General features: G+C 40.6%; 21 protein-coding genes. 11 read left to right on the top strand and 10 right to left on the bottom strand.

What is annotated here, in order from left to right; genetic code table 11:
• Positions 1–186 precede the first annotated feature (186 nt).
• The 8 genes from F885_RS03650 (at position 187) to F885_RS03685 (ending at position 9,008) form a co-directional block, all read left to right on the top strand.
• Positions 187–1,683, top strand: coding sequence for a TolC family protein (locus tag F885_RS03650; RefSeq protein ID WP_005321993.1), 1,497 nt, complete (start codon positions 187–189; stop codon positions 1,681–1,683).
• Between the two features lie 12 nt (positions 1,684–1,695).
• Entirely contained in the window at positions 1,696–2,859 is a 1,164-nt protein-coding gene (locus tag F885_RS03655) for an HlyD family secretion protein (RefSeq protein ID WP_005321991.1), read from the top strand.
• Positions 2,860–2,862: 3 nt separating this feature from the next.
• Positions 2,863–3,993, top strand: a complete 1,131-nt coding sequence (locus tag F885_RS03660; RefSeq protein WP_005321990.1) for an ABC transporter permease — start codon at positions 2,863–2,865, stop codon at positions 3,991–3,993.
• Positions 3,990–5,078 carry an ABC transporter permease gene (locus tag F885_RS03665; RefSeq protein ID WP_005321987.1) on the top strand — a complete coding sequence of 363 codons (1,089 nt, stop codon included), beginning with the start codon at positions 3,990–3,992 and terminating at the stop codon, positions 5,076–5,078. The genes F885_RS03660 and F885_RS03665 overlap by 4 nt, the downstream gene beginning before the upstream one ends.
• Positions 5,079–5,195: 117 nt before the next feature.
• Positions 5,196–5,990 carry a ChbG/HpnK family deacetylase gene (locus F885_RS03670; protein ID WP_005321986.1) on the top strand — a complete coding sequence of 265 codons (795 nt, stop codon included), beginning with the start codon at positions 5,196–5,198 and terminating at the stop codon, positions 5,988–5,990.
• Positions 5,987–6,967, top strand: coding sequence for a glycosyltransferase family 2 protein (locus F885_RS03675; RefSeq protein WP_005321985.1), 981 nt, complete (start codon positions 5,987–5,989; stop codon positions 6,965–6,967). The genes F885_RS03670 and F885_RS03675 overlap by 4 nt, the downstream gene beginning before the upstream one ends.
• Positions 6,967–7,350 carry a GtrA family protein gene (locus F885_RS03680; RefSeq protein WP_005321984.1) on the top strand — a complete coding sequence of 128 codons (384 nt, stop codon included), beginning with the start codon at positions 6,967–6,969 and terminating at the stop codon, positions 7,348–7,350. Before F885_RS03675 ends, F885_RS03680 begins: the two co-directional genes overlap by 1 nt.
• A 14-nt stretch (positions 7,351–7,364) precedes the next feature.
• Positions 7,365–9,008 carry an ArnT family glycosyltransferase gene (locus F885_RS03685; protein ID WP_005321982.1) on the top strand — a complete coding sequence of 548 codons (1,644 nt, stop codon included), beginning with the start codon at positions 7,365–7,367 and terminating at the stop codon, positions 9,006–9,008.
• A 32-nt stretch (positions 9,009–9,040) separates the two neighbouring features.
• On the opposite strand, the gene F885_RS03690 is transcribed toward F885_RS03685, so the two are convergent.
• The 5 genes from F885_RS03690 to xerA form a co-directional block, all read right to left on the bottom strand.
• Positions 9,041–9,760 carry a hypothetical protein gene (locus F885_RS03690; protein ID WP_005321974.1) on the bottom strand — a complete coding sequence of 240 codons (720 nt, stop codon included), beginning with the start codon at positions 9,758–9,760 and terminating at the stop codon, positions 9,041–9,043.
• Positions 9,761–9,905: 145 nt separating this feature from the next.
• Positions 9,906–12,638 (bottom strand): DNA gyrase subunit A, encoded by a 2,733-nt coding sequence (gyrA, locus tag F885_RS03695; RefSeq protein ID WP_005321956.1) that lies wholly within the window; start codon positions 12,636–12,638, stop codon positions 9,906–9,908.
• Positions 12,639–13,463: 825 nt separating this feature from the next.
• Positions 13,464–14,399 carry an FAD-binding protein gene (locus F885_RS03700; protein ID WP_004771288.1) on the bottom strand — a complete coding sequence of 312 codons (936 nt, stop codon included), beginning with the start codon at positions 14,397–14,399 and terminating at the stop codon, positions 13,464–13,466.
• A 17-nt stretch (positions 14,400–14,416) separates the two neighbouring features.
• Positions 14,417–15,166 (bottom strand): electron transfer flavoprotein subunit beta/FixA family protein, encoded by a 750-nt coding sequence (locus tag F885_RS03705; RefSeq protein ID WP_004654672.1) that lies wholly within the window; start codon positions 15,164–15,166, stop codon positions 14,417–14,419.
• 438 nt (positions 15,167–15,604) lie between these two features.
• Positions 15,605–16,492 carry a site-specific tyrosine recombinase/integron integrase gene (xerA, locus tag F885_RS03710; RefSeq protein ID WP_171068231.1) on the bottom strand — a complete coding sequence of 296 codons (888 nt, stop codon included), beginning with the start codon at positions 16,490–16,492 and terminating at the stop codon, positions 15,605–15,607.
• A 160-nt stretch (positions 16,493–16,652) separates the two neighbouring features.
• Between xerA and F885_RS03715 the strand changes: the two genes are divergently transcribed.
• Positions 16,653–17,264, top strand: a complete 612-nt coding sequence (locus tag F885_RS03715) for a LysE family translocator (RefSeq protein WP_005321948.1) — start codon at positions 16,653–16,655, stop codon at positions 17,262–17,264.
• 37 nt (positions 17,265–17,301) lie between these two features.
• On the opposite strand, the gene F885_RS03720 is transcribed toward F885_RS03715, so the two are convergent.
• From F885_RS03720 to F885_RS03740, 5 genes are all read right to left on the bottom strand, one after another.
• A complete protein-coding gene (locus tag F885_RS03720) occupies positions 17,302–17,913 on the bottom strand; it encodes an alpha/beta fold hydrolase (protein ID WP_005321946.1) in 612 nt (203 codons plus the stop codon).
• Between the two features lie 74 nt (positions 17,914–17,987).
• The gene (gene dapF, locus F885_RS03725; RefSeq protein WP_005321943.1) at positions 17,988–18,842 is read right to left on the bottom strand and encodes a diaminopimelate epimerase; all 855 of its coding nucleotides are present in this window, start codon (positions 18,840–18,842) and stop codon (positions 17,988–17,990) included.
• 6 nt (positions 18,843–18,848) lie between these two features.
• Positions 18,849–20,099, bottom strand: a complete 1,251-nt coding sequence (lysA, locus tag F885_RS03730; RefSeq protein WP_005205045.1) for a diaminopimelate decarboxylase — start codon at positions 20,097–20,099, stop codon at positions 18,849–18,851.
• Positions 20,100–20,121: 22 nt separating this feature from the next.
• Positions 20,122–20,361 carry an LPS translocon maturation chaperone LptM gene (lptM, locus tag F885_RS03735; RefSeq protein ID WP_005321941.1) on the bottom strand — a complete coding sequence of 80 codons (240 nt, stop codon included), beginning with the start codon at positions 20,359–20,361 and terminating at the stop codon, positions 20,122–20,124.
• A gap of 141 nt (positions 20,362–20,502) precedes the next feature.
• Positions 20,503–21,915 carry an amino acid permease gene (locus tag F885_RS03740; RefSeq protein WP_004805575.1) on the bottom strand — a complete coding sequence of 471 codons (1,413 nt, stop codon included), beginning with the start codon at positions 21,913–21,915 and terminating at the stop codon, positions 20,503–20,505.
• Between the two features lie 802 nt (positions 21,916–22,717).
• On the opposite strand from F885_RS03740, the gene radA reads away from it, so the two are divergent.
• On the top strand, positions 22,718–24,106 hold the full coding sequence (radA, locus tag F885_RS03745; RefSeq protein WP_005321938.1) for a DNA repair protein RadA: 1,389 nt from the start codon (positions 22,718–22,720) through the stop codon (positions 24,104–24,106).
• Between the two features lie 95 nt (positions 24,107–24,201).
• Positions 24,202–25,185 (top strand): Tim44 domain-containing protein, encoded by a 984-nt coding sequence (locus F885_RS03750; protein ID WP_005321936.1) that lies wholly within the window; start codon positions 24,202–24,204, stop codon positions 25,183–25,185.
• Positions 25,186–25,537: the final 352 nt, after the last annotated feature.

Genomic DNA, 25,537 nt, shown 5'->3' with positions numbered 1-25,537 from the left:
AATAGTGGATTTAAACAGCACATTTTCATATTTTTTCGGAGATTTATTTAGATTAAAAACTCTACTTTTTACAATTTCACTACACCAAAAGTGTCGATATAACTATTTAATTAAAAACATATTATTTTAATTTTATAAAAAGAATTTAGACTTACTCAGGATATTATTAAATTGCGACATAACCAAATGTTGAAACGACATGATCGACCGAGTTTTAAGGTCCAGTGCTTTCCTAAAATGTTAAGTTTGAGTATAGGCTTAATCAGCTGTGCCCTATTGCCTACGGTCCTATTTGCACAAACATTGAGTTATAGCCAAGCTGAACAATATGTTGTGGAAAATGCCTATTCAACACAAGCTCAACAGGCCTTACAACAGGCCTCCCAACTTGAAATGGAAGCTGTCAAACACCTCGGTTTACCCCGTATTGATTTAAATGCTCGCGCCTATTCATTTCATAGCGAAACCAGTGTGCCCTTAGAATCGAGTAAACGTCGACTCGAAAACTCACTCACTCGTGGATTTGACGACAAATTATCACAATGGGGTAATGTGCTTCCACCAGAAGTGATTGATCAAGTCAGCCAAGGTTTTGATCAAACTGTCCAAGAAGGCTTAAATCAGGTACCCAATAATCTGGATGTTACGGTGAAAGACCATGATGTGCGCACTTCAATTTCAATGGTGATGCCACTCTATACTGGCGGGAAAATTAGTAGTGCCAAACAGATTGCAACGATTCAATCGCAACGCTCAAATATCAGCGAAAAACAACAACAAGATTCACAACGCTTTGAAATGATTCAATCCTATTTTAATGTGCAATTACAACAACAGTTACTCAACGCTAGCCTGTTTAATTTAAATGCCATGCAAGAACACTATAACAATGCACTTAAATTAGAGAAACAAGGTTTTATTAATAAAGGCCAGCGCATGCAGTTTGAAGTGGCGCGGAATAACGCAGAACGCAGCTATCAAAATGCGCAGTCGAATCTGCAAGCGAGCCAGTTTAGCCTAAAAAATCTATTACAGACTAAAGAAGGCCTAAACCTCACCACCCCACTATTTGTAAATAATGCACAAAATCATTCTTTGGATAAACTACTTGCAAATTATGATCAAAACTCCAGTTTGATTAAAAAGCTGCAAATGGATACCCAACTTGCCAATGAAAATGTCAAAGTTCAACAATCTGCGAAGAAACCAAGTGTTTTTGCCTTTGGTGAATATGGGTTAGACAATAAAGAGAATTGGATTGTCGGCGTGATGGCGAAATACAATTTATTCTCGGGTATTGATAACAACAAAAATATCCGTGCTGCCGAACTGAAAAAATATGCTGCTGAACTCATGACCGAACGCACCAAGCAAGAAGTCGAAAACGTGCTGTACAAATCTTATAGCGAATTAAATGCGTCTCAGACCAGCCATCAACTGCTAACCCAAAACACCAAAGCCGCACAAGAAAACTTACGTATCCAACAGCTTTCATTTAAAGAAGGTATGGGCACGGCGACTCAAGTGATTGATGCACAAAATGCCTTCAGTGCATTAAGAAGTGAGATGGCGATAAATTCATATAAATACATCTTATCTTTAGCCACCTTATTACAAAGCTATGGTTCGATTGATGAATTCAAGCTTTATGTTAATCAACCACGTACAGACTATATCCGTTAATTGGAGAATTTTATGAGCCAAGATCAATCATCATCCAATTCAGAACGCGATACAGATCAAGTGGGAAATAAGACTGAGACTCAAGCGTCTGAACCATCTCAAGCACAAGTGACCTCTACAGAAAAAGTAGAACAGCCGAGACCTGAGACCTCAAACTCGAATATACAGCAACCACCCACCGAACCAGCCAAAAAAGGCAAGGCAAAAATCATCGGCCTGATTATTTTAATTTTGCTGTTAGGTCTGATTGCATTTGGTTTATGGAAAGCCTATCAGCCACAAGCGATTGAATTACAAGGTCGGGTTGAGTCAGAAACGGTACATATCAGCACCAAAGTCCCGAGTCGTATTGAAGAGTTTTATGTGTCTGAAGGTCAGTCCGTTAAAAAAGGTCAGGCCTTAGTTCGTTTTGTCAGCCCAGAATTAGAAGCGAAAAAGGAACAGGCACAAGCCGCTTTACAAAGTGCAACTGCTTTCCATTCAACCGTGTATCGCGGTGCACAACAAGAGAATATCGAGACGCTATATGCCAATTGGCAAGCAATGAAAACTCAAGCGGAGTTAGCAGCAACAACCTACAAACGTGGTGAAACTTTATTTCAACAAGGTGTAATTTCACGTCAACGCCGTGACGAAATGCTTGCAGCACAAACCTCTGCACGTGAAACAGCCGAGGCAGCTTATCAACAATATGCACGAGCCAAACGTGGCAGTACTGAACAGCAAAAATCAACTGCCGATGCGCAAGTTGCGATGGCACAGGCGGCAGTGAAAGAAGCCAATGCTCTGACTGAAGAAACCAAACTGTATTCACCAACAGATGGAACTGTGTCTAAGACTTATGGTAAGCCAACAGAATTGGTGGCAACTGCGGTACCTGTGGTCAGTATTATCGAAGATCATGATTTGTGGGTCAGCTTAAATGTCCGCGAAGACATGTATAGCTCAGTCTATAAAACCAAAACTTTAGAAGGCTTTATACCCGCCCTCAACAAAAAAGCCACGTTTAAAGTCAAAAATATCGATGCAGAAGGTGACTTTGCGACCATCAAAACCACACGCCAAACAGGCGGTTATGATATTCGCAGTTTTAAGTTTCATTTAGTCCCAGAGCAAAGTATTCCAGATTTAAAAGTCGGTATGAGTGTATTGTTTAAAATTGAAGAGGCAAAATAAGCGATGTTTGCAGTGATGCTGCGGGAATTGCGCTATTTAAAACGCCATAAAGTTGATTTGTTTATGGCGGTCATTGCCCCTTTGCTGGTGATTCTATTATTTGGCAGTATGTTTTCCGCGGGTAAAGCGGAACATTTACCCATTGTGGTGATTGATCAAGATCAAAGTGAAATGAGTCGTAAAGTGATTCATGCACTTAGCATCAATCACACCTTGAAGGTTAAAACGATTACCGCTAGCCAAGATGAAGCCGAACGACTGATCAATAAAACCGAAGCTTGGGGATTCGTGATGATCCCTGAGGGGGCTGAGCAACGTCTGGTCAAAGCCCAAGATGCGCAGATCAGTATCGCCTATAACCAGTCTTTTTTTAGTATCGGTAATACCATTTCTTCAGCCATGTTGATCAGCACCTTGAATGGGATGGCGGATTATATGGGGCAAAGCTATTTAGCCAATACTATTCCCTATTTAGACATGCCAACACCGCATATCAAGATCTCAACTCTATACAACCCAAGCATGAGTTATGAACTGTTTCTGGAACCTTTTATGGTGCCAGCAGTCTTACATTTATTACTATGCTGTTGCGTGGCTTTTGCTATCGGGCAGGAATTTAAACGCAAGACTGTCGGTGAATGGGTCCAATCAAAACAAATTATCTCTAGCCTACTTGGTAAAGTCCTGCTCTATGTCTTTATTTTTTGCGCTTGGACTTGGTGCTGGATGTTCTGGCTCGCACATATTCGTGGTTACTTTATCGCAGGTTCACTTATACTGATCCTTGTTGCACAGTTTTTGCTATATTTTGCCTATGCCGTGATCAGCAGTACTGTGGTTTTAGCCACCCAGAATTTGCCCAAGACCTTTGGTTTTATCGCACTCTACGGTGGATCATCGCCAAGCTTTTCAGGGATTACCCTGCCCTTGAATAATGCACCCGCATTTACTCAATTTTGGTCGATGATTATTCCCTACACCCCTTATGCTAAATTGCAGACCGAACAATGGATTATTGGCAGTGATCTGTATGTTTCATTGGTTCCATTTGGGATATTGTTGATCTTTGCAGGGTTATTCTTTGCACTAAGCGTGCGTCTGTTAAAGAAAAATACTCAGGAGCTATGCTCATGAAATCATTTTTCAATTATTACCTACAGACCTTCAAAAACATTTTTGCCAATAGCTCGGTGTTTACCACGCTCATTGCCGCAATCCTGCTCTATAGTTTTTTCTATCCAACTGCCTATAAAGCACAAACCGCTGAAGATATTCCAATTGTGATTGTGGATGAAGAACAGAGCATTTTGACCTCAAAAATCATTAGCCAAGCGTCTAATAGTCCTCACATCAAAATCATCACCGTGACAGATAACTTTCTTGAAGCACAGCGCATGGTGAAAAACCAGCAAGCTGAAGGTATTTTGCTACTTCCTGAAAACCTGACCAATAGCTTAAAACGCGGTGAAATGGGCGGTATTGGCTTATATTTGAGTACAGCCTATTTCATCCGAACCAAAGAAGTCGGAGTCGGTTTAGCTGGTTCGATCGAATATACCCTGAAAGAGCATCTCGAAAAGTTTGGCAGTGCCTCTGCTTTTGAACCAGAAATTTCGATCCATCAGATTCCTCTGTTTAATACCATGTCGGGTTATGGCAGTTATATCTTCCCTGCTGTGGCCAGTTTAATTATTCATCAGACTATTCTACTTGGTCTGGCGATGCTGATTGCCAGTTACCGTGAACAAGGCTGGGTGGCGAAACCTGTAGAGTTCTGGGCCACTTTTGCAGCGATCTTTACCACAGGTTGTTTAGGCTGCCTGTATTTATTTGGCTTTACCTTCTGGTTATATGAATATCCACATGGTGGCAATTTCTGGGGCATGCTGCTTGCCGTGCCGATCTATGTCAGCTGTGTGATTGGTTTGGGTATGTTGGTCGGTTCACTGGTTGATATGCCAGAACGGGTTGGTCATTTAATTGTTGTGACTTCTGTACCCTTGTTTTTGCTGACAGGTACCGCATGGCCACATGAAGCCATGCCGCATTGGATGCAATGGTTTGCATGGACACTGCCTTCAACCCATGGAGTACAACTCTTTGTACAACTCAATCAGATGGGTGTGCCCACCTCAATTGTGGTGCCAAAACTGATTTATCTTGCGACAGTCGCTGCAATATTATTGGCAATTTCTTATTATCGTCTGGTTAAAAAATAGTATTTTTCGCTTTAAGTTGATATTAAGGATCTCTTGGCATATTGCTTCAATCGTAGACATTAAAAGGTAAGACTGAATTTGGCTTACCTTTTAATCCATCTGAATTGAGGCATGGATATGGCTAAAGTATGCTATTGCGCTGATGACTTCGCAATGAATCCTGAGATTTCAGATGCGATTTTATTGCTCATCAAAACAGGTGCTTTACATGCAACTTCTTGCATGACACAAGCGGAGCATTGGCCTATTGCAGCACAACAGCTCAAGCCAATCTCCAATAATATTGATGTCGGCTTACACCTAAATTTCACCCATAGATTTAGCTCAGCAACCACAATATTCTCATTGCCAATATTAATGCTTAAAGCATGGAGCCGACAGTTAGACAGCAAACTTATTCAACAAAATATTGAACAACAGTGGAATGCATTTGTTGAAGTCATGGGAAAACAACCTGATTTTATCGATGGACATCAACATATTCACCAATTCCCCATCATTCGGGATGTTTTGGTTACTTTCCTTAAGCAACAAAATTTTCAAGGCTGGGTTAGGAACCTACAACATCCAATCACGGCCCCGCACTATTTGATCAAAACTCGCTTACTATCACGACTAGGCGCAGCTACGCTAGCCTCAATATGCCAGCAACAGAACATTCGGCAAAATCGATATTTTGCAGGGATCTATAATTTTGAATCTAGCAACTATGCCCTTTTAAATCAACAGTGGTTGCAGCAGGCTCAAGATAATTTACTGATCATGTGCCACCCTGCCACGCAAACAATTGATCAACATGACCCCATTTCAGTTGCACGCGTTCAAGAATTCCATTATTTGAATTCAGCTCAATTTCACTCTGACTGTCAGCGCTATCACATCACACTGAGCCCAATGGATACATTATTATGATAAACAGTCCATTTCTTTCTTGCGTAGTCCCTGCCTACAACGAAGCAGAAAACCTTAAAAAGTTTATCCCAGCTTTGGCGCAGCAGTTAGAACAACAAAATTTACGCTATGAAATCATCATTATTGACGATGGGAGTAAAGATAATAGTATCGCGGTCTTACAGCAAATGCTCGATGACTATCCTTTGCGCATCCTTACTCTATCACGGAATTTTGGCAAAGAAGCAGCCTTAAGTGCAGGTCTGGACTACGTTACAGGCGATGCGACCTTATTGATCGATGCCGATTTTCAGCATCCCCTCAATGCCATTCCGACCATGATTCAACTCTGGAAAGACGGCTATGACATGGTGTATGGCATTCGGGATCGAAGCACAGAATCATGGCTCAAAAAAATCTTTACTCAAGGCTATTACCACATTTTGAATTTAAGCTCTTCGGTCGACATCCCTGAAAATGCGGGTGATTTTCGCCTATTAGATGCAAAAGTCGTTGAGGCAGTAAGAAAACTTCCTGAAAAGAACCGTTATATGAAAGGGCTATATGCATGGGTTGGTTTTAAGAGTATTGGGATTCACTTTACTGAACAACAGCGTCAATTTGGCCAATCCAGTTTTAATTTTAAGGCCCTATTTCAATTGGCAATGTCAGGATTGACAGGCTTTTCCGATTTACCACTACGCTTATGTATTTATCTCGGCGCACTGCTTGCACTCTTTGCAATGAGTTACGGCATCTGGATCATTATTGAAACGATGATTGAAGGTATCAGTGTCCCTGGTTGGGCTACGTTAGCCGCTGGAATGACACTCTTAGGTGGTATCCAACTGCTCTGTATTGGGATTTTAGGTGAATATATTGGGCGTATTTATGCGGAAGTTAAAAACCGACCAAAATATATTGTTGCTGCTGAGTATTCACATAACCACGCTAAACCATTGGTTCATGACAAGCAAAACAATGTAGTTTCTCTCTAATGCAAACCCATATCCTACAATTTTTTCGTTTTGGTATTGTTGGCTTAATTGCAGCACTTACACACTACTTTCTTGTGATATTGCTGATTCAACCTCAATACCAAGTCTCACTAAAATATGCAAACCTCCTCGCCTTTCTCATGGCTTTCTGGGTCAGCTACTTTGGTCATCGTATTTTTACTTTTCAAGCCACACATCTGCAGCACAGAGAAACACTGAAGAAGTTTATCGTCGTGGCTGGGCTGGGGTTCATGTTGAATGAATCTGTTTTATTAGTCAGTCATCATTACCTTGATATCCCGATTTCCATCCTAGTTATTTTTAGTATTGGCATTACCTCAATTTTTACTTTTTTACTCAATCGTTATTTTGCATTTCAATAATAGGGATTCGATATATGCAACAATGGCTACGATCATCTAAATTTTTACTTGTCTTTTTACCCATTTGGTTATTGATTAGCTCATGGATTCGTCCACTTTCTGTGCCTGATGAAGGACGATATGGGGATATTAGTCGCGCGATGCTTGAATCAGGAGACTGGCTGATTCCACGGATCAATGGCTTACCTTTTATGCACAAACCCCCTTTATTGCATTGGCTCTCTACAGCATTTATGGAGATATTTGGTGTACACATTTGGGTACTGCGACTGGTTCCAACCTTAGCCGCCTGCATGATGCTGATCAGTCTGTTTATTTTTTTAAAGAAATACGTTTCAGAGCAGATCGCCCAACTAAGCATCATTATTCTGGCAACCAGTTTATTATTTTATGGTAGTAGCGAATATGTCAACCATGATCTATTAGTCGCTTCATGGATGACCGTTTGTATTCTGAGTTTTGTTGACTTTAGCCTTTCAGGCAAAAAAACCGTTCTATTTTTAGGCTATTTCGCAGCGGCAGCAGGTTTCCTCAGCAAAGGACTCATCGGTGTCTTGATCCCAGGACTGGTACTATTGCCTTGGCTACTCTACACGCGACAATGGAAAAAAATTCCAACCCTGCTCAACCCTTTCGGGATTCTCTTTTTCCTCGCCTTAACAGCCCCTTGGGTTTATCTGGTTCAATTAAAATATCCACAGTTTCTGCATTATTTTTTCATTGATCAACAATTTAGTCGTTTTAGTTCGAATGAATTTAATAATAAACAACCTTGGTTTTTTTATTATCTCATTCTATTTGTAAGCTTTTTACCGTGGTTCTTTGTGAGTCGTTTTAGATTCTCAAAACGTATTTTTCAAACATCACTCTCTTCTTCTTTACTCGCGCTATGCCTTTGGTGGTTTATATCGGTGAGTATTTTCTTCTCGATTCCACCTTCAAAATTAGCAGGCTATATCTTACCTGCGGTAGCACCAATCGCTATCTTACTCGCTGTTGCTGTACGTTCTGCATTGGAGAATCCTGATAAAAATAAACTGCAAATATGGGGGACTGCATTTTTTATTTTTGTATTAGGACTAGCAATTACTTTAGCACCGCATTTTATCAAGAATGCGCATGCTTTCTATCAAGCACATATAATTCAAATTTACATCATTGGCACGATTCTATGCATTGTTCCTTTTAGCTTAATGCTGTTATTTAAACTGAAGAAAATAGATTATTTAAGCGCAATTTTCTTAAGCTTAATTCTGTTTTGCACCTCTATTTCAGCTGCAGTCCGCGTTCTCGATACCAAGAACAATGCTGACCAAGTCGACTTTGCAAAATCAATGAATCCCAAATCGGATGTGGTCTTTTATTACAATTACTTCTACGACCTGCCTTATTTATTAGACTTTAAAAAACCAGTCTATATTGTCAATGATTGGGATAGTGTGAAGACAGATAATTCATCACTAGAACTTAAAGATGGACTATTATTTGAGCCTGAGCATAAACAATATCTATGGAATAAACAGCAACTCCAAGACATATTAAAACAGAACCAGCCCGTAGTTGTTGTGAGCAATCCTGGAGGTTACAAACCAGATCACCCCAACGTCAAAGTTCTGCATTACCGCAACTATGATGTATTTCTAATCAATCAAAATTAATAAAAAAAGGAAGCTGATCAGCTTCCTTTTTATCATCGATTGCCAAATTGCTTTTTGACGATGTTTACTAAGTTTTCTTTAGCTGAGTTTTCTAAAACTATGCCATGTGCTGCAACTAAATGCTGAAAATCCAATTGTAGTAGTCGATCAAAATCATTTTTTAAGCTAGCAGATTTTGGTGTAACTCTTTTCAACCAAGGCCCACCAATAAATAAGCCCAACCGAAATCCCATGAGGTAAATAATAATTTTGCTTAGGAAACTAAAATATTTCCAATCACTCCAGTATTGAATACTATCTGTCGTGATTAACAGCTTTTTATCCTCTATATATAAAATTGCTTCAGGACAAGTTGCTTGTTCAAATATAAAAAATTCAGCATTTTTAATTGGTGGAATGACATCTGATTGAATGGTCTTTGTCGGAAATAAATTTGGATAATTCACATGATGAGATTGGCTCCAAAAAGTTGCCTGATATGTATCGATATAAAATTGATCATCAATACCATGAAAATCACCTAAACGAATGACATGTTTAACGGCCCCTAAGGCTTCCAATTTTTCTAATTCAGCTTCAGACATCCGAACTGCATTGATTAGAGTCAGCTCATTGTTTTGTTTGATAATAATCATATTACGATTCATGGAGAGACCAAATCCAAGCTTGATACTGCCCCTTAGTAAGTAAATATTTTCAAAAATTTCAACAATCGGATCATGAGGATAGATGGGTGCATAGCTTTTTTGCATTTTATATTCCCTTTATTTTTATCAATATATCTTATACATTCAAATTAAAAATATTAGATTGACCAATATATAAAAAACAAAGTCAATTTCGTAATAAACATAAAAAAACCCAAAGATCACTTTGGGTTTTTTAAAAAATTATTGCTTACGCTTCTGGCGTATCATCTTTCGGCTCGGCAGCCACTTCTTCAGAAGTGATTACTTCTGCCTCAGTGTTTTCTACTTCTTCTGTCGAATCTAATAACTCTTCATCATCTTCTACAGCTTCAATAGATACAACACCAACCAATGTCTCAGCATCACTTAAACGAATCAAACGAACGCCTTGTGCATTACGGCCTGTGGTTGCAACTTCCGCAGCACGCGTACGTACCAATGTACCGCCATCAGAAATCAACATGAGTTCTTTAGCTTCATCAATCGATACCGCACCGACAAGCTCACCATTACGTTCGCTAGTCTTAATCGCAATTACACCCTTACCACCACGTTTCTTGGTTGGGAAATCATCGACTGGGGTACGCTTACCATAACCGTTCGCACATGCACACAGCACTTCGCCAGTTTCAGGTACAACAACCAAGGAGACAATACGGCTAACAACATTCGAATCTGATGAATCATCATTATCATCGCTGTCATCATTTTCAATGTCAGTATCTTCTGTCCCAATGGTATTGCTTGCAAAGCTTACGCGCATACCACGGACACCTTTGGCAGTACGACCCATGGCACGAACATCAGTTTCAGCAAAACGAATTGCCTTACCTTCATTCGAGAATAACATGATCTGCTGATTACCATCGGTAATCGCAACGCCAATCAAGGTATCTTCTTCATTTAACTCAATCGCTCGTAAACCATTTGAACGAACATTGCTAAATTGTTCAAGTTCAACACGTTTTACTGTGCCTGATGCGGTTGCCATGAAGACATAGTGATTCTGAGGGAATTCAGTCAAAGGTAAAATTGCGGTCACAGTTTCATTCGCATCCAATGGAAGCAAATTAATAATTGGACGACCTTTTGCACCACGAGACGCCTGAGGTACTTCAAATACGCGTAAGCGATAGACTTTACCTACATTGGTAAAGCACAGTACTGTTGCATGGTTCGAGGCAACAATTAAATGCTGGATGATGTCATCATCTTTCATTGCTGTTGCAGACTTACCGCGACCACCACGACGTTGCGCTTGATAATCAGAAAGTGGTTGAGTTTTTGCATAACCAGTTTGAGAAACAGTCAATACAACTTGCTCTTCAGGAATCAAGTCTTCACGGCAGAAATCAACACCAGACTCTACAATTTCGGTACGACGACCATCACCATATTGCTGCAAGATCAACGCAAGTTCTTCACGAATCACATTCATCAACAAGTTAAAGTCATTCAGAATTGCAGTTAATTCAGCAATTTGACCTAAGATTTCAGTATATTCTGCGTGTAACTTGTCTTGTTCTAAGCCCGTTAAACGGTGTAGACGCAACTCTAAGATCGCGCCTACTTGTGTAGGTGACAAACGATAGACATCACCAGACAAACCAAATGGACGCGCCGGGTCTTCGCCTTCGATCTCATCTGGACGAACAGAAATCGCACCTGCTTTTTCAAGCAATGCAACCACACCACCGCCTGACCACTCACCTGCTTGTAATCGCTCACGCGCTTCAGCTGGGTTGGCAGAAGTTTTGATAGTTTCAATAATGGCATCAATATTGGCTAATGCAACCGTTAAACCTTCTAAGATATGACCACGTTCACGCGCTTTACGCAATTCGTACATGGTACGGCGCGTCACCACTTCTTGGCGGTGACGAATAAATGCCGCAATAATATCTTTCAGGTTCATCAACTTTGGCTGACCATTGTCTAGACAGACCATGTTGATGCTGAACGAGTTTTGCAATTGCGTATGCAAGAATAAATTATTTACCGCTACTTCAGCGTTTTCACCACGCTTCAAGTCAATCGCGATACGCATACCGTCTTTATCAGACTCGTCACGTAGCTCAGAAATACCTTCAAGTTTCTTTTCTTTGACTAACTCAGCAATACGCTCAATGGTTTTTGCTTTGTTGACTTGATATGGAATTTCAGTAAAGACGATCGTGGTACGACCAGTTTTCTGGTCTTCTTCGAAGTGATACTTACCACGAATATGCAAACGACCTTTACCCGTACGGTAAGCATCTACAATGCCTGATTTACCGTAAATAATACCGCCTGTAGGGAAATCTGGGCCCGTAATGTGCTCCATCAAACCTTCAATCGAAATATTCGGGTTATTGGCATAGGCCAAACATGCATTGACTACTTCAGTCATGTTGTGTGGCGCCATATTGGTCGCCATACCTACCGCAATACCTGTCGTACCATTAATCAAAAGATTTGGAATACGCGTTGGCATCACCTGAGGAATACGCTCAGAACCGTCGTAGTTATCTTCCCAATCAACCGTATCTTTTTCTAGATCAGCCAAGATTTCATGGGTTAATTTTTGCATACGAACTTCGGTATAACGCATTGCTGCTGCGCTATCCCCATCGACTGAACCGAAGTTACCCTGACCATCAACTAACATGTAACGCAAGCTGAAGTCCTGCGCCATACGAACAATTGTTTCGTATACTGCCCTGTCACCATGAGGGTGATATTTACCGATCACGTCACCGACAACACGAGCAGACTTTTTGTACGCTTTGTTATAATCATTGCCCAATTCGTGCATCGCATATAATACACGACGATGAACAGGTTTTAGACCGTCTCTAACATCTGGCAATGCACGAGATACGATTACGCTCATCGCGTAATCTAGATATGAATGCTTGAGTTCGTCCTCAATGGCAATCGGTCTGATTTCCGATACGCTCATGCATACTCCTTGTTTACAGGTAGAGAGTTGTACCTGTTTTTATGTCTTCAATCTTGCAAAATTTTAGCTCAAGGGCTTGAACTAAAAATAAAAAATACAGCGAAAAATTATAGCACAAAGCACTCACTAACTGTGAGTTTACGCATCTAAAAATAGCATTTTTTTACAATAAAAAGATTATATAAATTAATAACTTAAAATTATCAAATCAAAACTCAATAGATAAAAGTTGAATCTTTCTTGTTTTGGGTAAAAGATCGTCAAGTAATAGAATAAAAGTGTTGAATTAAATGAGATTTATCTTTTTCTTAAGATCAACGTCATGACCACCCATAAATATAGAAATAAGGATTCCTATTCAGAGAATGCGTTGAAGATCCCGCGGTTTAGTTCGAGGAAAAAAATATCAAATAGAGTAAAGCACTTCCACTAAAAGAAAAATATAGTACATCTTTAATAAAAATCCTACGCACCCATAAGTCATCCCCCGAATATTCACAACTATTTATTATATCCCCCATATAAGGCCATTCCTTTTCATCTGCTAATGATTTTGACTATGTCAGCGGTGGCGCGTATAGGAAGCCCTGTATCGCTCGTATAACTTCAATGCAATACACATGAGAGTCTATATGCACCCTCTTCAATGAAGACAAGAACAAAACTAGATAGGTGTGCCAAGTGAATACAACTTAGCTTTTTAAGATCTCCAGATATTAATAAAGCAAAAGTGGTGTCTTATATTAAATCAACTATCTCAATCTTTTTTAATCGTATAAAAAAACGCCCCTTTCGGAGCGTTTTTCAAACTTCATTCACAAAGAATTAAAGTTTAGATACCAATTCAGGTACAACAGTGTTCAAATCACCAACTAACCAGTAGTCAGCAACACTGTTGATTGGCGCTTCTTCGTCTTTGTTGATTGCAACAATAACTTTAGAATCTTTCATACCTGCCAAGTGCTGAATCGCACCAGAGATACCAATCGCCATATAAAGATCTGGAGCAACGATTTTACCAGTTTGACCCACTTGGAAATCGTTTGGTACGAAGCCAGCATCTACCGCAGCACGTGAAGCACCTTGAGCAGCACCAAGCTTGTCTGCTAATGGGTCAAGTACTTTGTGATAGTTCTCACCAGAACCTACACCACGACCACCAGAAACAACGATACGTGCAGCAGTTAACTCTGGACGATCAAGTTTCACGATTTCTTCGTTTACAAAGGTAGAAATACCAGCGTCTTTCGCTTCTGCAACAGCTTCAACCGCAGCAGAACCACCTTCAGCAGCAACTGCATCAAATGCTGTACCACGAACTGTACCAACGATGATTGCTTCGTCAGATTGAACAGTTGCAATCGCGTTACCCGCATAGATTGGGCGTTTGAAAGTATTTGCAGATTCAACAGCAATGATGTCTGAAATCATGCTTACGTCAAGAAGTGCAGCAACACGTGGAAGAATGTTCTTACCTGTCGTTGTAGAAGCAGCTAATACGTATTTGTAACCGCCTTTCGCGATGTCAGCAACTAAGCCAGCAACGTTTTCAGCCAATTGGTTTGCATAAGCAGCATTGTCAGCAAGTAATACTTTGCTCACACCAGCAACTTTAGCAGCAGCGTCAGCAACTGCTTGAGCGCCAGAACCAGCAACTAATACAGTAATATCACCACCGATTTTTTGAGCTGCCGCAACAACGTTTAAAGTTGCACCGTTAAGTGTCTGGTTGTTGTGATCAGCGATAACTAAAATACTCATGATTTTATCCTTCTGTATTAGATCACTTTCGCTTCGTTTTTCAATTTTTCAACAAGCTCGTCTACAGACTTCACTTGTACGCCAGCTTTACGTTCAGCAGGAGCTTCAACTTTAATTGTTTTAAGCTTAGTGCCTGTTGCAACGCCATAATCAGCAGGTGACTTCGTATCAAGCGGTTTTTTACGCGCTTTCATGATGTTTGGAAGAGCAGCATAACGTGGCTCATTCAAACGTAAGTCAGTAGTGATAATTGCTGGAAGTGCAAGCTCAACAGTTTGCAAACCGCCGTCAACTTCACGAGTAACCTGAACTTTACCGCCGTCAACTTTAACTTCAGATGCGAAAGTACCTTGACCAGCACCAAGTAAAGCACCAAGCATTTGACCTACTTGGTTAGAGTCGTCATCAATTGCTTGTTTACCAAGAAGAATAAGTTCTGGTTTTTCAGCATCAACAACGCCTTTCAAGATTTTAGCAACTTCTAGAGCGCCAACTTCATCAGCAGTTTCAACTAAAATACCGCGGTCAGCACCTAAAGCCATTGCAGAACGAATTTGTTCTTGAGCGTCTTTAGAACCCACTGAAACAACAACGATTTCAGAAACTGTTCCTTTTTCTTTTAAGCGAACCGCTTCTTCCACTGCGATTTCACAGAATGGGTTGATTGACATCTTAACGTTGGTAAGGTCAACCCCACTATTGTCCGGCTTAACACGAACTTTAACGTTGGCATCAACCACACGTTTTACAGCGACAAGAGCCTTCATGTAATCCTCGGCTGTTCTAAGCAAGTAAATGTAATGAAGAGCATTCTAACTCTTCGATTGAAACTTTTTAGGTGCCCTATCTTGCAATGTATTTGGCATTTCGGTCAAGTCACAATTTCCGCTACAGCCATAAAAAAGATGAAACGCTCAGTTCACATATTGAAAATAGTTATTGATGCAACAAATTTAGTTTATAAACTTGATGAATATTAAACTTTGATTTTTTTAATATTTTATAAAATTCAATGATCTAAAACAGGCACTTTTATTTAAATAGGGATGATCTGTAACGGATCGTTTCTGATAAATTTACATGTCTTTTCACTTTCAAAAAAATGCGTCAATTAAGTAAGAACATCAATTCAACAAATCTCATAAATAAAGTGGAAAAGTCATCGACGATTAAATGTTCAATTTTGCAACATAATATATCAAAATTTAGCTTTTTTGCGCTCTTGGGTGGGTTTGATCATACACTTTTGCCAGTTGTTCAAAGTCAACATGGGTATAAATTTGAGTGGTCGACAAATTACTATGCCCCAACATCTCCTGCACAGAACGTAAATCGCCACTGGCAGATAGCATATGACTGGCAAAACAATGACGTAATAAATGAGGATGTAAATCGACATTGACACCTGCACGCTGTGCTTGCAGTTTGACTCGATTTTCAATTTGCCGCGGCGTTAAGGCATTACCACGTTGTGAAATAAAAACCGATGAATCCGCATTAAAGCCGCCTTGCCAAATTCGATAGATTTTCAACCATTCAACCAAGCTGTCTTTGGCCTTCAAGCCAAAAGGAACAATTCGGGTTTTATTGCCCTTACCCGTAATACGTAAAAGCTGTCGGTTAAAGTCTACATCTTTAACACTCAGTCCTTGTAATTCAGCCAAACGTAAACCACTGGAATAAAGCAGTTCGAGCATGGCTTTATCACGTAACCATAATTGTTGTTCAATCGGCTTTTCTGGCGCTGCTTGATCTAAAATTTGATGTACAGTCTCAATATCAACCATGCCCGGTAAAGGTCGTGGTTGACGCTTTAATTTAAAATCCTCGGATGGATTTTGCTCCAGATATTGACCTTGTTCTGCCCACTTCATAAATTGGCGAATCGACGTTAAATGACGTTGTAAACTACTGGAGCTTAACCGGTCTCTTTCGACACGGGCTGCCAAATATTCCCTTAAATCAGATGCTTCGACATCTTGGAGTTGCAGTTTTTTGTATTCGCAGAACTTAAAGAAATCGGTTATATCACGTTGATAAGCCGAGATGGTATGTTCAGATTGATTTTGAATCATCCGTTCTTTTAACCACATGGATAGCAGTTTTTCAGGGTTTTCCAAGTTGCTCTCCAGCGTTATGCCTATAAACAGCTACAGTCTAACAAACTTTACTGCGATTTATCGCTAAAGCGATATCGAAGAATTCATGCCTGTGTAATACAATCAATTTCAAGTTTTGAGTGGCGCCATCATCATGACAACAATGCTTATTCCCTATCTCATCGCAATCACTCTCTTGACCATTACTCCTGGTCTAGATACCACGCTGATTATTCGCACTGCGACCTTGGAAGGCAAAGCCAAAGCATTTCAAGCTGCTTTAGGGATTAATCTCGGCTGTATTGTATGGGGAATGATTGTGGCCTGTGGTTTAGGCGCATTGTTGATGGCATCTGATCTTGCCTTCAATGCCTTGAAATGGATGGGGGCAATTTATCTCACATGGTTAGGACTTAATCTTATTCTAAAACCTCGTAACCAGCTCGCAGGTTTAAATGACGCTACAACGACTCAAAACTGGTTTATTAAAGGGTTTTGGGGCAATTTACTCAATCCGAAAGTCGGTATTTTTTATATTTCTTTCTTGCCCCAGTTCATTCCACAGTCTTCATCTCCAGTTGTTTGGACCATGGGACTGGTGATGATTCATGTGCTCATCGGGTTGATCTGGTCAATTTTTCTGATCGCTGCAATGCAGTCCGTTTCAGCTTATTTAAAGCAGCCCAAATTTATTCGCTACATGGATCGCATCACAGGCAGTATTTTTATTTTGTTTGCATTGAAACTGGCATTCAGCAAACGATAAACAATAAAAAAGCGTGCTGTGATCAGCACGCTCAATTTCAATTACGCTCTAATTTTTTTAAATAATCGTTTATCTGTATGCAGACTTCATCAGCGCATTGTTCTGCCAACTGATGATCACCACCTTCAACAATATAGAGTTCAGATTTTTGTAAGATCTGATTTAAATATTGTCCAACCTCAATCGGACTAATCGGATCTTGATTGCCCCAAATCAATAAAGTGTTCACATCGATATCTGGTAAATTTTGCTCATAGTCGACTTTCGTTGTTACAAACCAGTCAGGATATTCAATATATTCTTGCTGATAAAACTGCCGCCAATCTTGAACTTGAAATCGGTTTAAATTAATTCCACCCGAAGTTGCAATCAAGACTAAACCTTTCACCAAATCTGTTTTTTGTAATGTCGCAGCGATGGCAAAGATTCCACCCATGGATTGAGCAATCAGAATAGAAGGTTGTTGAATCTGTTCAAGCACATAATTGCTTAGATCATTAAAACTGTGAATATCAGGATCTGTTGCCATCCCATGAAAACCTGGATAAGCAATCACTTGCTTTTTATAATGATGAGGAAGCTGTGCAATCAGAGGATTCCAAAATTGTGTATTTCCTGACGCACCTGCAAGAAAGACTAAATGATTCATTCTTATCCTTTAAAATTATAATTTTCTTTTTAAAGATAAACACCCCTATTTAGGAGTGTTTACTGGTTTCAACTTTAGCCTTGAAAATATCTAAGATCCAAACGTGCATCATAAACATGCGTGGTTGGACCCGTCATCCAAACTACATCACCTTCACGCCAAGCAATATGTAACTTACCACCTGCAAGCTGAACTTCAACCTCATTAGCAAGTAAACCACGGCGCATACCACTGACTGCTGCTGCACAAGCCCCTGTACCACAGGCTAAAGTCTCACCTACACCACGCTCAAACACACGTAAACGGATATGCTTTTCATCCAGAATTTGCATAAATCCAGCATTCACACGTGCAGGAAAACGCGCATGTGATTCCACTTGTGGACCAATACGCTCAACATCAACGGTTAGCACATCTGGTACGATAGTCACAGCATGCGGATTACCCATATTCACAACATCAATATTAATGCTCTGATTATCTGCAAGTTCCAGTGCGTATAAACCTTCAATATCTTCATGCTCTTGCGTAACAAACGGAATTTCTTCTGGAAGAAATTTCGGGGGCCCCATATTGACGCGAACCCAACCATTGGCACCCAATTCAGGTTCGACAATCCCTGCTTTGGTTTGCACACGGATTTTGGTTTTGGTCGTGAGTTGACGCTCATGTACAAAACGAGCAAAACAACGTACCCCATTACCACACTGCTCGACTTCAGAACCATCGGCATTAAAAATTCGATATTTAAAATCGACATCTGGAAAATCAGGTGGTTCAACAATCAATAGTTGATCAAAACCCACGCCAAAATGACGATCGGCTAAACGCTGAATCGTCACTGTATCTAAATAAGCACGCTGGGTCACAAGGTCAACGACCATAAAATCATTGCCCAACCCATGCATTTTGGTAAATTCTAAATACATCTTAATTTACTCCTCAGGCAACAAATGCTCTTTTTCCCAGAGTGATTCTATGGTTTCACGCTCACGAATTAAATAGGCTTGATCACCACTGACCATAACTTCGGCAGCACGACCACGGCTATTATAATTAGAGCTCATTACGAAACCATAAGCACCTGCACCCAACACTGCTAAGACATCATTTTCCTGAAGTGCCAACTCACGTTCTTTACCCAAGAAATCACCAGTTTCGCAAATGGCACCGACTAAATCCCAAGTTTTAACTTCAACATCAGGATTTGGATTGACCGACTGAATATCCATCCACGCTTCATATAGAGCAGGACGAATAAGGTCATTCATCGCGGCATCAATAATGGCAAAGTTGCGATGATTGGTCGGTTTGAGTAAATCTACCTTGGTGACTAATGCACCTGCATTGGCAGAAATACTACGCCCCGGTTCCATATATACTTTGAGACCCAACTTTTCTAAAGCTGGACGCATTGAATTGGCATACTCTTCAACACTTGGTGGCGTTTCATCTTTATAACGCACACCTAAACCACCACCGATATCAATATGTTTGAGGTTGATACCCAAGCTTTTCAATTGCTCAATCATTAAAATGACACGATCAAGTGCGTCCACAAAAGGTTTAGTTTCAGTCAATTGTGAACCGATATGACAATCAATCCCGACAATCTCAAGATTCGGTAACGATGCAGCATATTGATAAGTTTCATCAACCGTATCACTTGGAATACCAAACTTGTTTTCTTTCAAACCCGTTGAGATATAAGGATGGGTTTTGGCATCTACATCTGGATTTACACGTAACGAAATTGGTGCTTTTTTGCCAAGTTTTGCTGCAACTTTTTGAATACGATCTAGCTCGGCATGTGATTCAACATTAAAGCAAGCTATCCCAACATTTAAGGCTTTTTCGATATCAGCTTCAGATTTACCTAGACCAGAAAATACGATTTTCGATGGTTCACCGCCTGCTGCCAGTACACGAGCCAGTTCCCCACCAGTTACGATATCAAAACCCGCACCCACCTTTGCCAATACACTCAGAACAGCCAAATTTGAGTTTGACTTCACCGCAAAACAGATTTGATGATCAATAAAATCAAAAGCACGATGCATATCCAAATAATGCTTTTCAAAAGTTGCTTTTGAATAAACATATAAAGGCGTGCCATATTGCTGTGCGAGCTGATCCAGTGAACATTGCTCAGCGTGCAATACTCCATTAATGCGAGTGAAACTCATGAAGATGTCCTTATTTACAAACTTAAGGTGAGATGGTCTGTGATTGAGTCGTTGACGATGTTGCTTGGCGTTCTACCTCTGCTTGATCTGCTTTTGCGTCAGATGAAGCCTTAGCCTGAGCTGCTTCATTTTTATAAAGCAGATATTTTGCGCGCTTATCCTGATTTTGATCAGACGGTAATTGCAATGCACCTGACTGACCACATGCAGTTAAAATAACGCTGCTCAGCAACACACTGATAGAACAAATGACTTTAAGCATCTGTGCACCTAACTTTTACAATTCGGAGCAGTATAGCGTGATCATTAGATCGGCTAAAGTCTAAACTTGAATGAATCAAACAATAACCATAAAAAAACGCCGACTTTGAAGTCGGCGTTTGGTGTTAAATCGGCTAAAGAATTACTTTTTCTTATAGAAGAAATAACCAATGGCCAAAATGATGAACCAGATTGGACTAACTTTGAGTGATTCCAACGTAGTTTCATCCAAGGCAAGGAAGTAGATCGTTGCAAGGAAGAAAATGATCACCACCCAACAGGTAAACACACCACCCGGTAATTTAAATGTTGATTGCGCATGCAGTTCAGGACGATTTTTGCGGTAGTTAATATAACTCCACATAATGATCATCCATACACAGATGAACAGAATCGTTGATAAGGTTGTCGCTAAAGTAAACGCCGTCACTTCATCATTGGTGCCTGTTTGTAATTTATAAACAAACTGAACAAATGCGCCAATAAAGATACAGATTGATGAGAAAATCAAAGCTTTTGCAGGAACTGCAGACTTAGATAATTTACCAAATAGCTTCGGTGCTTGTTGATCCCCTGACAAACCAAACAACATACGACTGGTCGAGAATACACCACTGTTCATTGATGACATTACTGATGATAACACCACCAAATTCATAATGATCGCCGCAGAAGCAATACCTGCTTGCGAGAAGATATTTACAAATGGGCTGACTTTAGGATTGATCTGATCCCAAGGCGTTACACACATCACCACAAACAATGCCAATACATAGAAAATAATGATACGAATTGGAATCGAGTTAATTGCTTTCGGTAAGTTACGCTTCGGATCTTGTGTTTCAGCAGCCGTGGTACCGACCAACTCCACCCCGACAAAGGCGAAAATTGCAATTTGGAAACCCGCCAAGAAACCATCTAAACCTTTAGGGAACATGCCACCATGTGTCCAAAGATTCGAGACGCTTGCAACTGTACCTGTAGTGCTAGTAAACCCAGTAAAGATCATCCATAGACCAACAGCGATTAAGACAATAATTGCTGTAATCTTTACCATTGCAAACCAGAACTCCATTTCACCGAATAGTTTAACGGTGACTAGGTTCAAGCCAAGCACAAAAGCAATGGCAACGGTACTAATCAATAAACCACCTAATGGCGTAAATGACTCTCCGCCATTAAAGAATTCTAGATAGTAAATAATAGCGGATAAATCTGCGATACCAATCGTGACCCAACAGAGCCAATAGGTCCATCCGACAAAATAACCAGCCCACGGGCCAATTAAATCAGTCGATAAATCGATAAAAGATTTGTAGTTTAAGTTAGATAGCAATAACTCCCCTAATGCACGCATTACGAAGAACACCATCAAACCAATGGTCATATAAATAAACAGAATAGATGGTCCAGCCAAACTGATGGTTTTACCAGACCCCATGAACAACCCTGTTCCGATTGCACCGCCAATCGCAATCAACTGTAGATGTCGATTAGATAGACTACGGTGAAGTCCGCTTTGCTCAGCAGCCTCACTCAGATTTTGATTCGACATTTTACAAAAACTCTCCAGTGTTTTTAGTTCATTAGCTAAGATCAGCTCTCAATAACGATTCGTACCATTTTCGATATCTTTTTTCGTTATCTATAGATTGGCTAAATTCAGCTAAGCAATTTTTTACCTGTATTTTTCAAGTTAAATACAATTGAATTCGATCATACGCACAAGGCCAAAACAATACAATGAACTTATCAGGACAACGCAGGTAAGACAAAACCGAATTATAGAAAAGAACTGTGGACTCACTCAAACTGTTCTTTTCTATTCCCAAACATCCATCCAAAAAATTGATTTATAATTCAATCATTAGATTAAAATCTCTATTTACACTTAAAATGTTCTTTGCTGAATGTTGCATTTATAGCTAATCAATTTAATTGAATCATATATAAACGCTTTAACACCCATCTCTTGTCTCTCCTTATCCTTTTAAGCCTTTTATATATTTAGCGTCTACACAAAATAAGGCACAATCATGCCAATATTTCGATTACACTAAGCATGAGCAATATCTATGCCATTCGATCAAAACCTCATAACAACGAATAAGCGAACACACCAACACCATCCTTGGAAAAAGTGAATTGAACAAAAAAAGCGATTGCTAAAAACACACTGTCTATAACTTGTAAAAGTTGTATATCATGTTATTTTCCTGAGCACTTCCCTTTAACCAATCTGCGACGAAATCATGCCGTCTTCGTTTTGTTATTCCTTAAAGAACGATCAGCATTGTTAGAAATTTTCGTCCTGACTCTTTTTTATCTAATTTTAAGAAAGTTTTCAATTTTATCTTATGGCAAAAATTAAATCCGTTTACAGATGTGAACAATGTGGTGCAGATCATCCCAAATGGACAGGTCAATGTACTGAATGTGGCGAATGGAATAGCCTGCTTGAGGTTCGAATTGAGCCAGCAGTAACACATCGCGGCCAAGCTAAAATAGGCGGCTATGCGGGGCAAGCAGCCAGTATTACCACGCTCAATCAAGTCACCGTCTCCAATGAAACCCGCGTTCCGACAGGAATTAGCGAGTTCGATCGCGTGCTTGGTGGTGGCCTAGTCATTGGTTCGGTGGTGCTGATTGGCGGTGATCCCGGGATTGGTAAATCCACCATCCTGTTGCAAACCGCCACCCATATGGCCAGTAAGAAAAGTACAGCCCTTTATGTCACAGGTGAAGAATCACTTTCACAAGTGGCCTTACGAGCTCAACGTTTAGATCTACCTACAGACTCACTCAAAGTGATGGCTGAAACCTGTGTCGAGCGTATTTGTGAAGTGTTGGCACAAGAACGCCCTGTAGTAGCCATCCTCGACTCGATTCAAACCCTCTATACCGAAACGTTACAATCTGCCCCAGGGGGTGTTTCACAGATCCGTGAATCCGCAGCTTTGCTGACCCGTTTCGCCAAGAATAGCGGTACAGCTTTATTCATTGTCGGCCACGTCACCAAAGAAGGCTCACTGGCAGGCCCGCGTGTTTTAGAACATATGGTCGATTGTGTACTATATTTTGAAGGTCAATCAGATTCTCGTTATCGCATGATTCGTGCGGTAAAGAACCGTTTTGGTGCAGTCAATGAACTCGGTGTGTTTGGCATGACCGATAAGGGTTTACGTGAAGTGGCCAATCCATCGGCGATTTTTCTGAGTCGTTATGATGAAGCCATTCCAGGTTCTATCGTAATGATTAGCCGTGAAGGGACGCGCCCGCTCTTGGTCGAAGTACAGGCACTGGTTGATGATGCGCATGGACAACCCCGTCGAGTTGCTCTCGGCTTGGAACAAAACCGTTTAAATATGCTACTGGCAGTGATGCACAGACATGGTGGCGTACAAACCTCAGGACAAGATGTCTATGTCAATGTGGTCGGTGGTTTAAAAATTACCGAGACGGGTTCTGACTTAGCGGTACTACTGGCTTGTGCTTCCAGTTTAAGAGGCAGAGCCTTACCACAGCAATTGGCGGTCTTTGGTGAAGTCGGGCTCTCAGGTGAAATTCGTCCTGTACCGAATGGTCAGGAACGTCTAAAAGAAGCAGCAAAACATGGCTTTAAGTATGTGATCTTACCTCGAGGCAATGCACCACAAAAGTCGATTGATGGCGTACAAATCATTGCGGTAGCGCGTTTGCACGAAGCCCTGACTGAAGCCATGCAGCTAAGTGATGAGTTGGGTTAATGGCTTGACATAAAAAAACATACTTTTGTTATTGAAATTCCATCGAAATACATGCATAAATACATTTACAAATTGGATTTAAATAGGAATTTTCGATGCAAGTACACCAGCGTGGCTTGATGGCAGCTCTTTTAATGGCAACTTTGGTTGCTGCACCGCTTGCGGAAGCAAAACGTGCAGGTGGCGGTAAAAGCCACGGCATGAGCAGATCTAGTTCATCTAGCCAATCTTACCAACCATCACGCCAAGCAACTCCAGCACCTCAACAACAAACTGCACCACAGAAATCTGGTCCAGGTGTTGGTACGATGGTTGCTGCGGGTGTAGCTGGTGCTGCAGTGGGTGCAGTTGCTGCCAATGCATTAGCAGATGACAAGCAACAAAATCCAACAGCAACTGAGCAACAGGCTAATGCTCAAGCACAGCAACAGGAAGAAAAAGGTGGCATTCCTAGCTGGCTTTGGGTTCTTCTTGCTGCAGCGATCGCCTTCTTTGTTTTCCGCAAATTAGGCGCAAAAAAAAAATTAGCAGCCAATAACCCATACGCACCAAACAATGGCGGTCAAAATAACTTTGGCCGTCAAACTCCACCTCAGCCTGCAGCTCGCCAAACAGGTGATAACACCAACATCTTTGGTCAATCTGTAGCTGGTGGCGCTGCTGCTCCACAAGCGCCATTTGGTGCTGCATCAATGAGTAGTGGTAACCAATTACCAGATGGTACTGAACCTGCTGCATTCTTGCGTATCGCACGTCAACGTTTTAACCACATTCAGTCGGTAAACAGTGCGAGCAATGTCGAAGAAATTCGTCGTTATTTGACACCTGAACTTTATAATTCAATGTACAGCGACATTATGGCGAACCAAGACCAAGACGTTGCCGAATTCAGCAACCTCAATGCAATGGTTGTTGAAAGCACCACTGAGAATGGTCAATATCTTGTTAGCGTACGTTTTACTGGTACAGTTAGTGAAGACTTAAACAGCTTACCTCAACCATTTGCTGAAATCTGGCATTTTGTGAAGCCTGCTGGCTCACAACAAGATTGGGTTGTTGCGGGTATCCAGCAAGCTTAATTGCTTTGATTGGACAAAAAAAAGAGCTGTTCCGACAGCTCTTTTTTTATTGCCTCTGTTTTATCCACATAAAAAAAGCCACTCTCTATATCGGAGAATGGCGGAGTGTAAATAGAACCAACATTACTTATTATTAGAATAAAGAACACAACCTAGCACAATCTGTCTATTGATACTAACGGATAAGCTTAAAGAAAAACCATTCCTCTTTTGGGGAATAAAAGCAATTTTATTGCGATCATTTATCCCAAGCTAACACCGCATTCAGCCATTCAGCCATTCAGCCATTCAGCCATTCAGCCATTCAGCCATTCAGCCATTCAGCCATTCAGCCATTCAGCCATTCAGCCAT

This window comes from Acinetobacter higginsii, from assembly GCF_000369845.1.
GTDB lineage: Bacteria > Pseudomonadota > Gammaproteobacteria > Pseudomonadales > Moraxellaceae > Acinetobacter > Acinetobacter higginsii.
The sequence above is the reverse complement of the archived record's forward strand: the minus strand, read 5'-3'. Positions and strand labels throughout refer to the sequence as shown.

Bases quoted from the DNA above. Each gene is read 5' to 3' on its own strand.
- F885_RS03650 (WP_005321993.1), top strand. From the start codon at position 187: ATGTTGAAACGACATGATCGACCGAGTTTTAAGGTCCAGTGCTTTCCT.
- F885_RS03655 (WP_005321991.1), top strand. From the start codon at position 1,696: ATGAGCCAAGATCAATCATCATCCAATTCAGAACGCGATACAGATCAA.
- F885_RS03660 (WP_005321990.1), top strand. From the start codon at position 2,863: ATGTTTGCAGTGATGCTGCGGGAATTGCGCTATTTAAAACGCCATAAA.
- F885_RS03665 (WP_005321987.1), top strand. From the start codon at position 3,990: ATGAAATCATTTTTCAATTATTACCTACAGACCTTCAAAAACATTTTT.
- F885_RS03670 (WP_005321986.1), top strand. From the start codon at position 5,196: ATGGCTAAAGTATGCTATTGCGCTGATGACTTCGCAATGAATCCTGAG.
- F885_RS03675 (WP_005321985.1), top strand. From the start codon at position 5,987: ATGATAAACAGTCCATTTCTTTCTTGCGTAGTCCCTGCCTACAACGAA.
- F885_RS03680 (WP_005321984.1), top strand. From the start codon at position 6,967: ATGCAAACCCATATCCTACAATTTTTTCGTTTTGGTATTGTTGGCTTA.
- F885_RS03685 (WP_005321982.1), top strand. From the start codon at position 7,365: ATGCAACAATGGCTACGATCATCTAAATTTTTACTTGTCTTTTTACCC.
- F885_RS03690 (WP_005321974.1), bottom strand. From the start codon at position 9,760: ATGCAAAAAAGCTATGCACCCATCTATCCTCATGATCCGATTGTTGAA.
- gyrA (WP_005321956.1), bottom strand. From the start codon at position 12,638: ATGAGCGTATCGGAAATCAGACCGATTGCCATTGAGGACGAACTCAAG.
- F885_RS03700 (WP_004771288.1), bottom strand. From the start codon at position 14,399: ATGAGTATTTTAGTTATCGCTGATCACAACAACCAGACACTTAACGGT.
- F885_RS03705 (WP_004654672.1), bottom strand. From the start codon at position 15,166: ATGAAGGCTCTTGTCGCTGTAAAACGTGTGGTTGATGCCAACGTTAAA.
- xerA (WP_171068231.1), bottom strand. From the start codon at position 16,492: ATGTGGTTAAAAGAACGGATGATTCAAAATCAATCTGAACATACCATC.
- F885_RS03715 (WP_005321948.1), top strand. From the start codon at position 16,653: ATGACAACAATGCTTATTCCCTATCTCATCGCAATCACTCTCTTGACC.
- F885_RS03720 (WP_005321946.1), bottom strand. From the start codon at position 17,913: ATGAATCATTTAGTCTTTCTTGCAGGTGCGTCAGGAAATACACAATTT.
- dapF (WP_005321943.1), bottom strand. From the start codon at position 18,842: ATGTATTTAGAATTTACCAAAATGCATGGGTTGGGCAATGATTTTATG.
- lysA (WP_005205045.1), bottom strand. From the start codon at position 20,099: ATGAGTTTCACTCGCATTAATGGAGTATTGCACGCTGAGCAATGTTCA.
- lptM (WP_005321941.1), bottom strand. From the start codon at position 20,361: ATGCTTAAAGTCATTTGTTCTATCAGTGTGTTGCTGAGCAGCGTTATT.
- F885_RS03740 (WP_004805575.1), bottom strand. From the start codon at position 21,915: ATGTCGAATCAAAATCTGAGTGAGGCTGCTGAGCAAAGCGGACTTCAC.
- radA (WP_005321938.1), top strand. From the start codon at position 22,718: ATGGCAAAAATTAAATCCGTTTACAGATGTGAACAATGTGGTGCAGAT.
- F885_RS03750 (WP_005321936.1), top strand. From the start codon at position 24,202: ATGCAAGTACACCAGCGTGGCTTGATGGCAGCTCTTTTAATGGCAACT.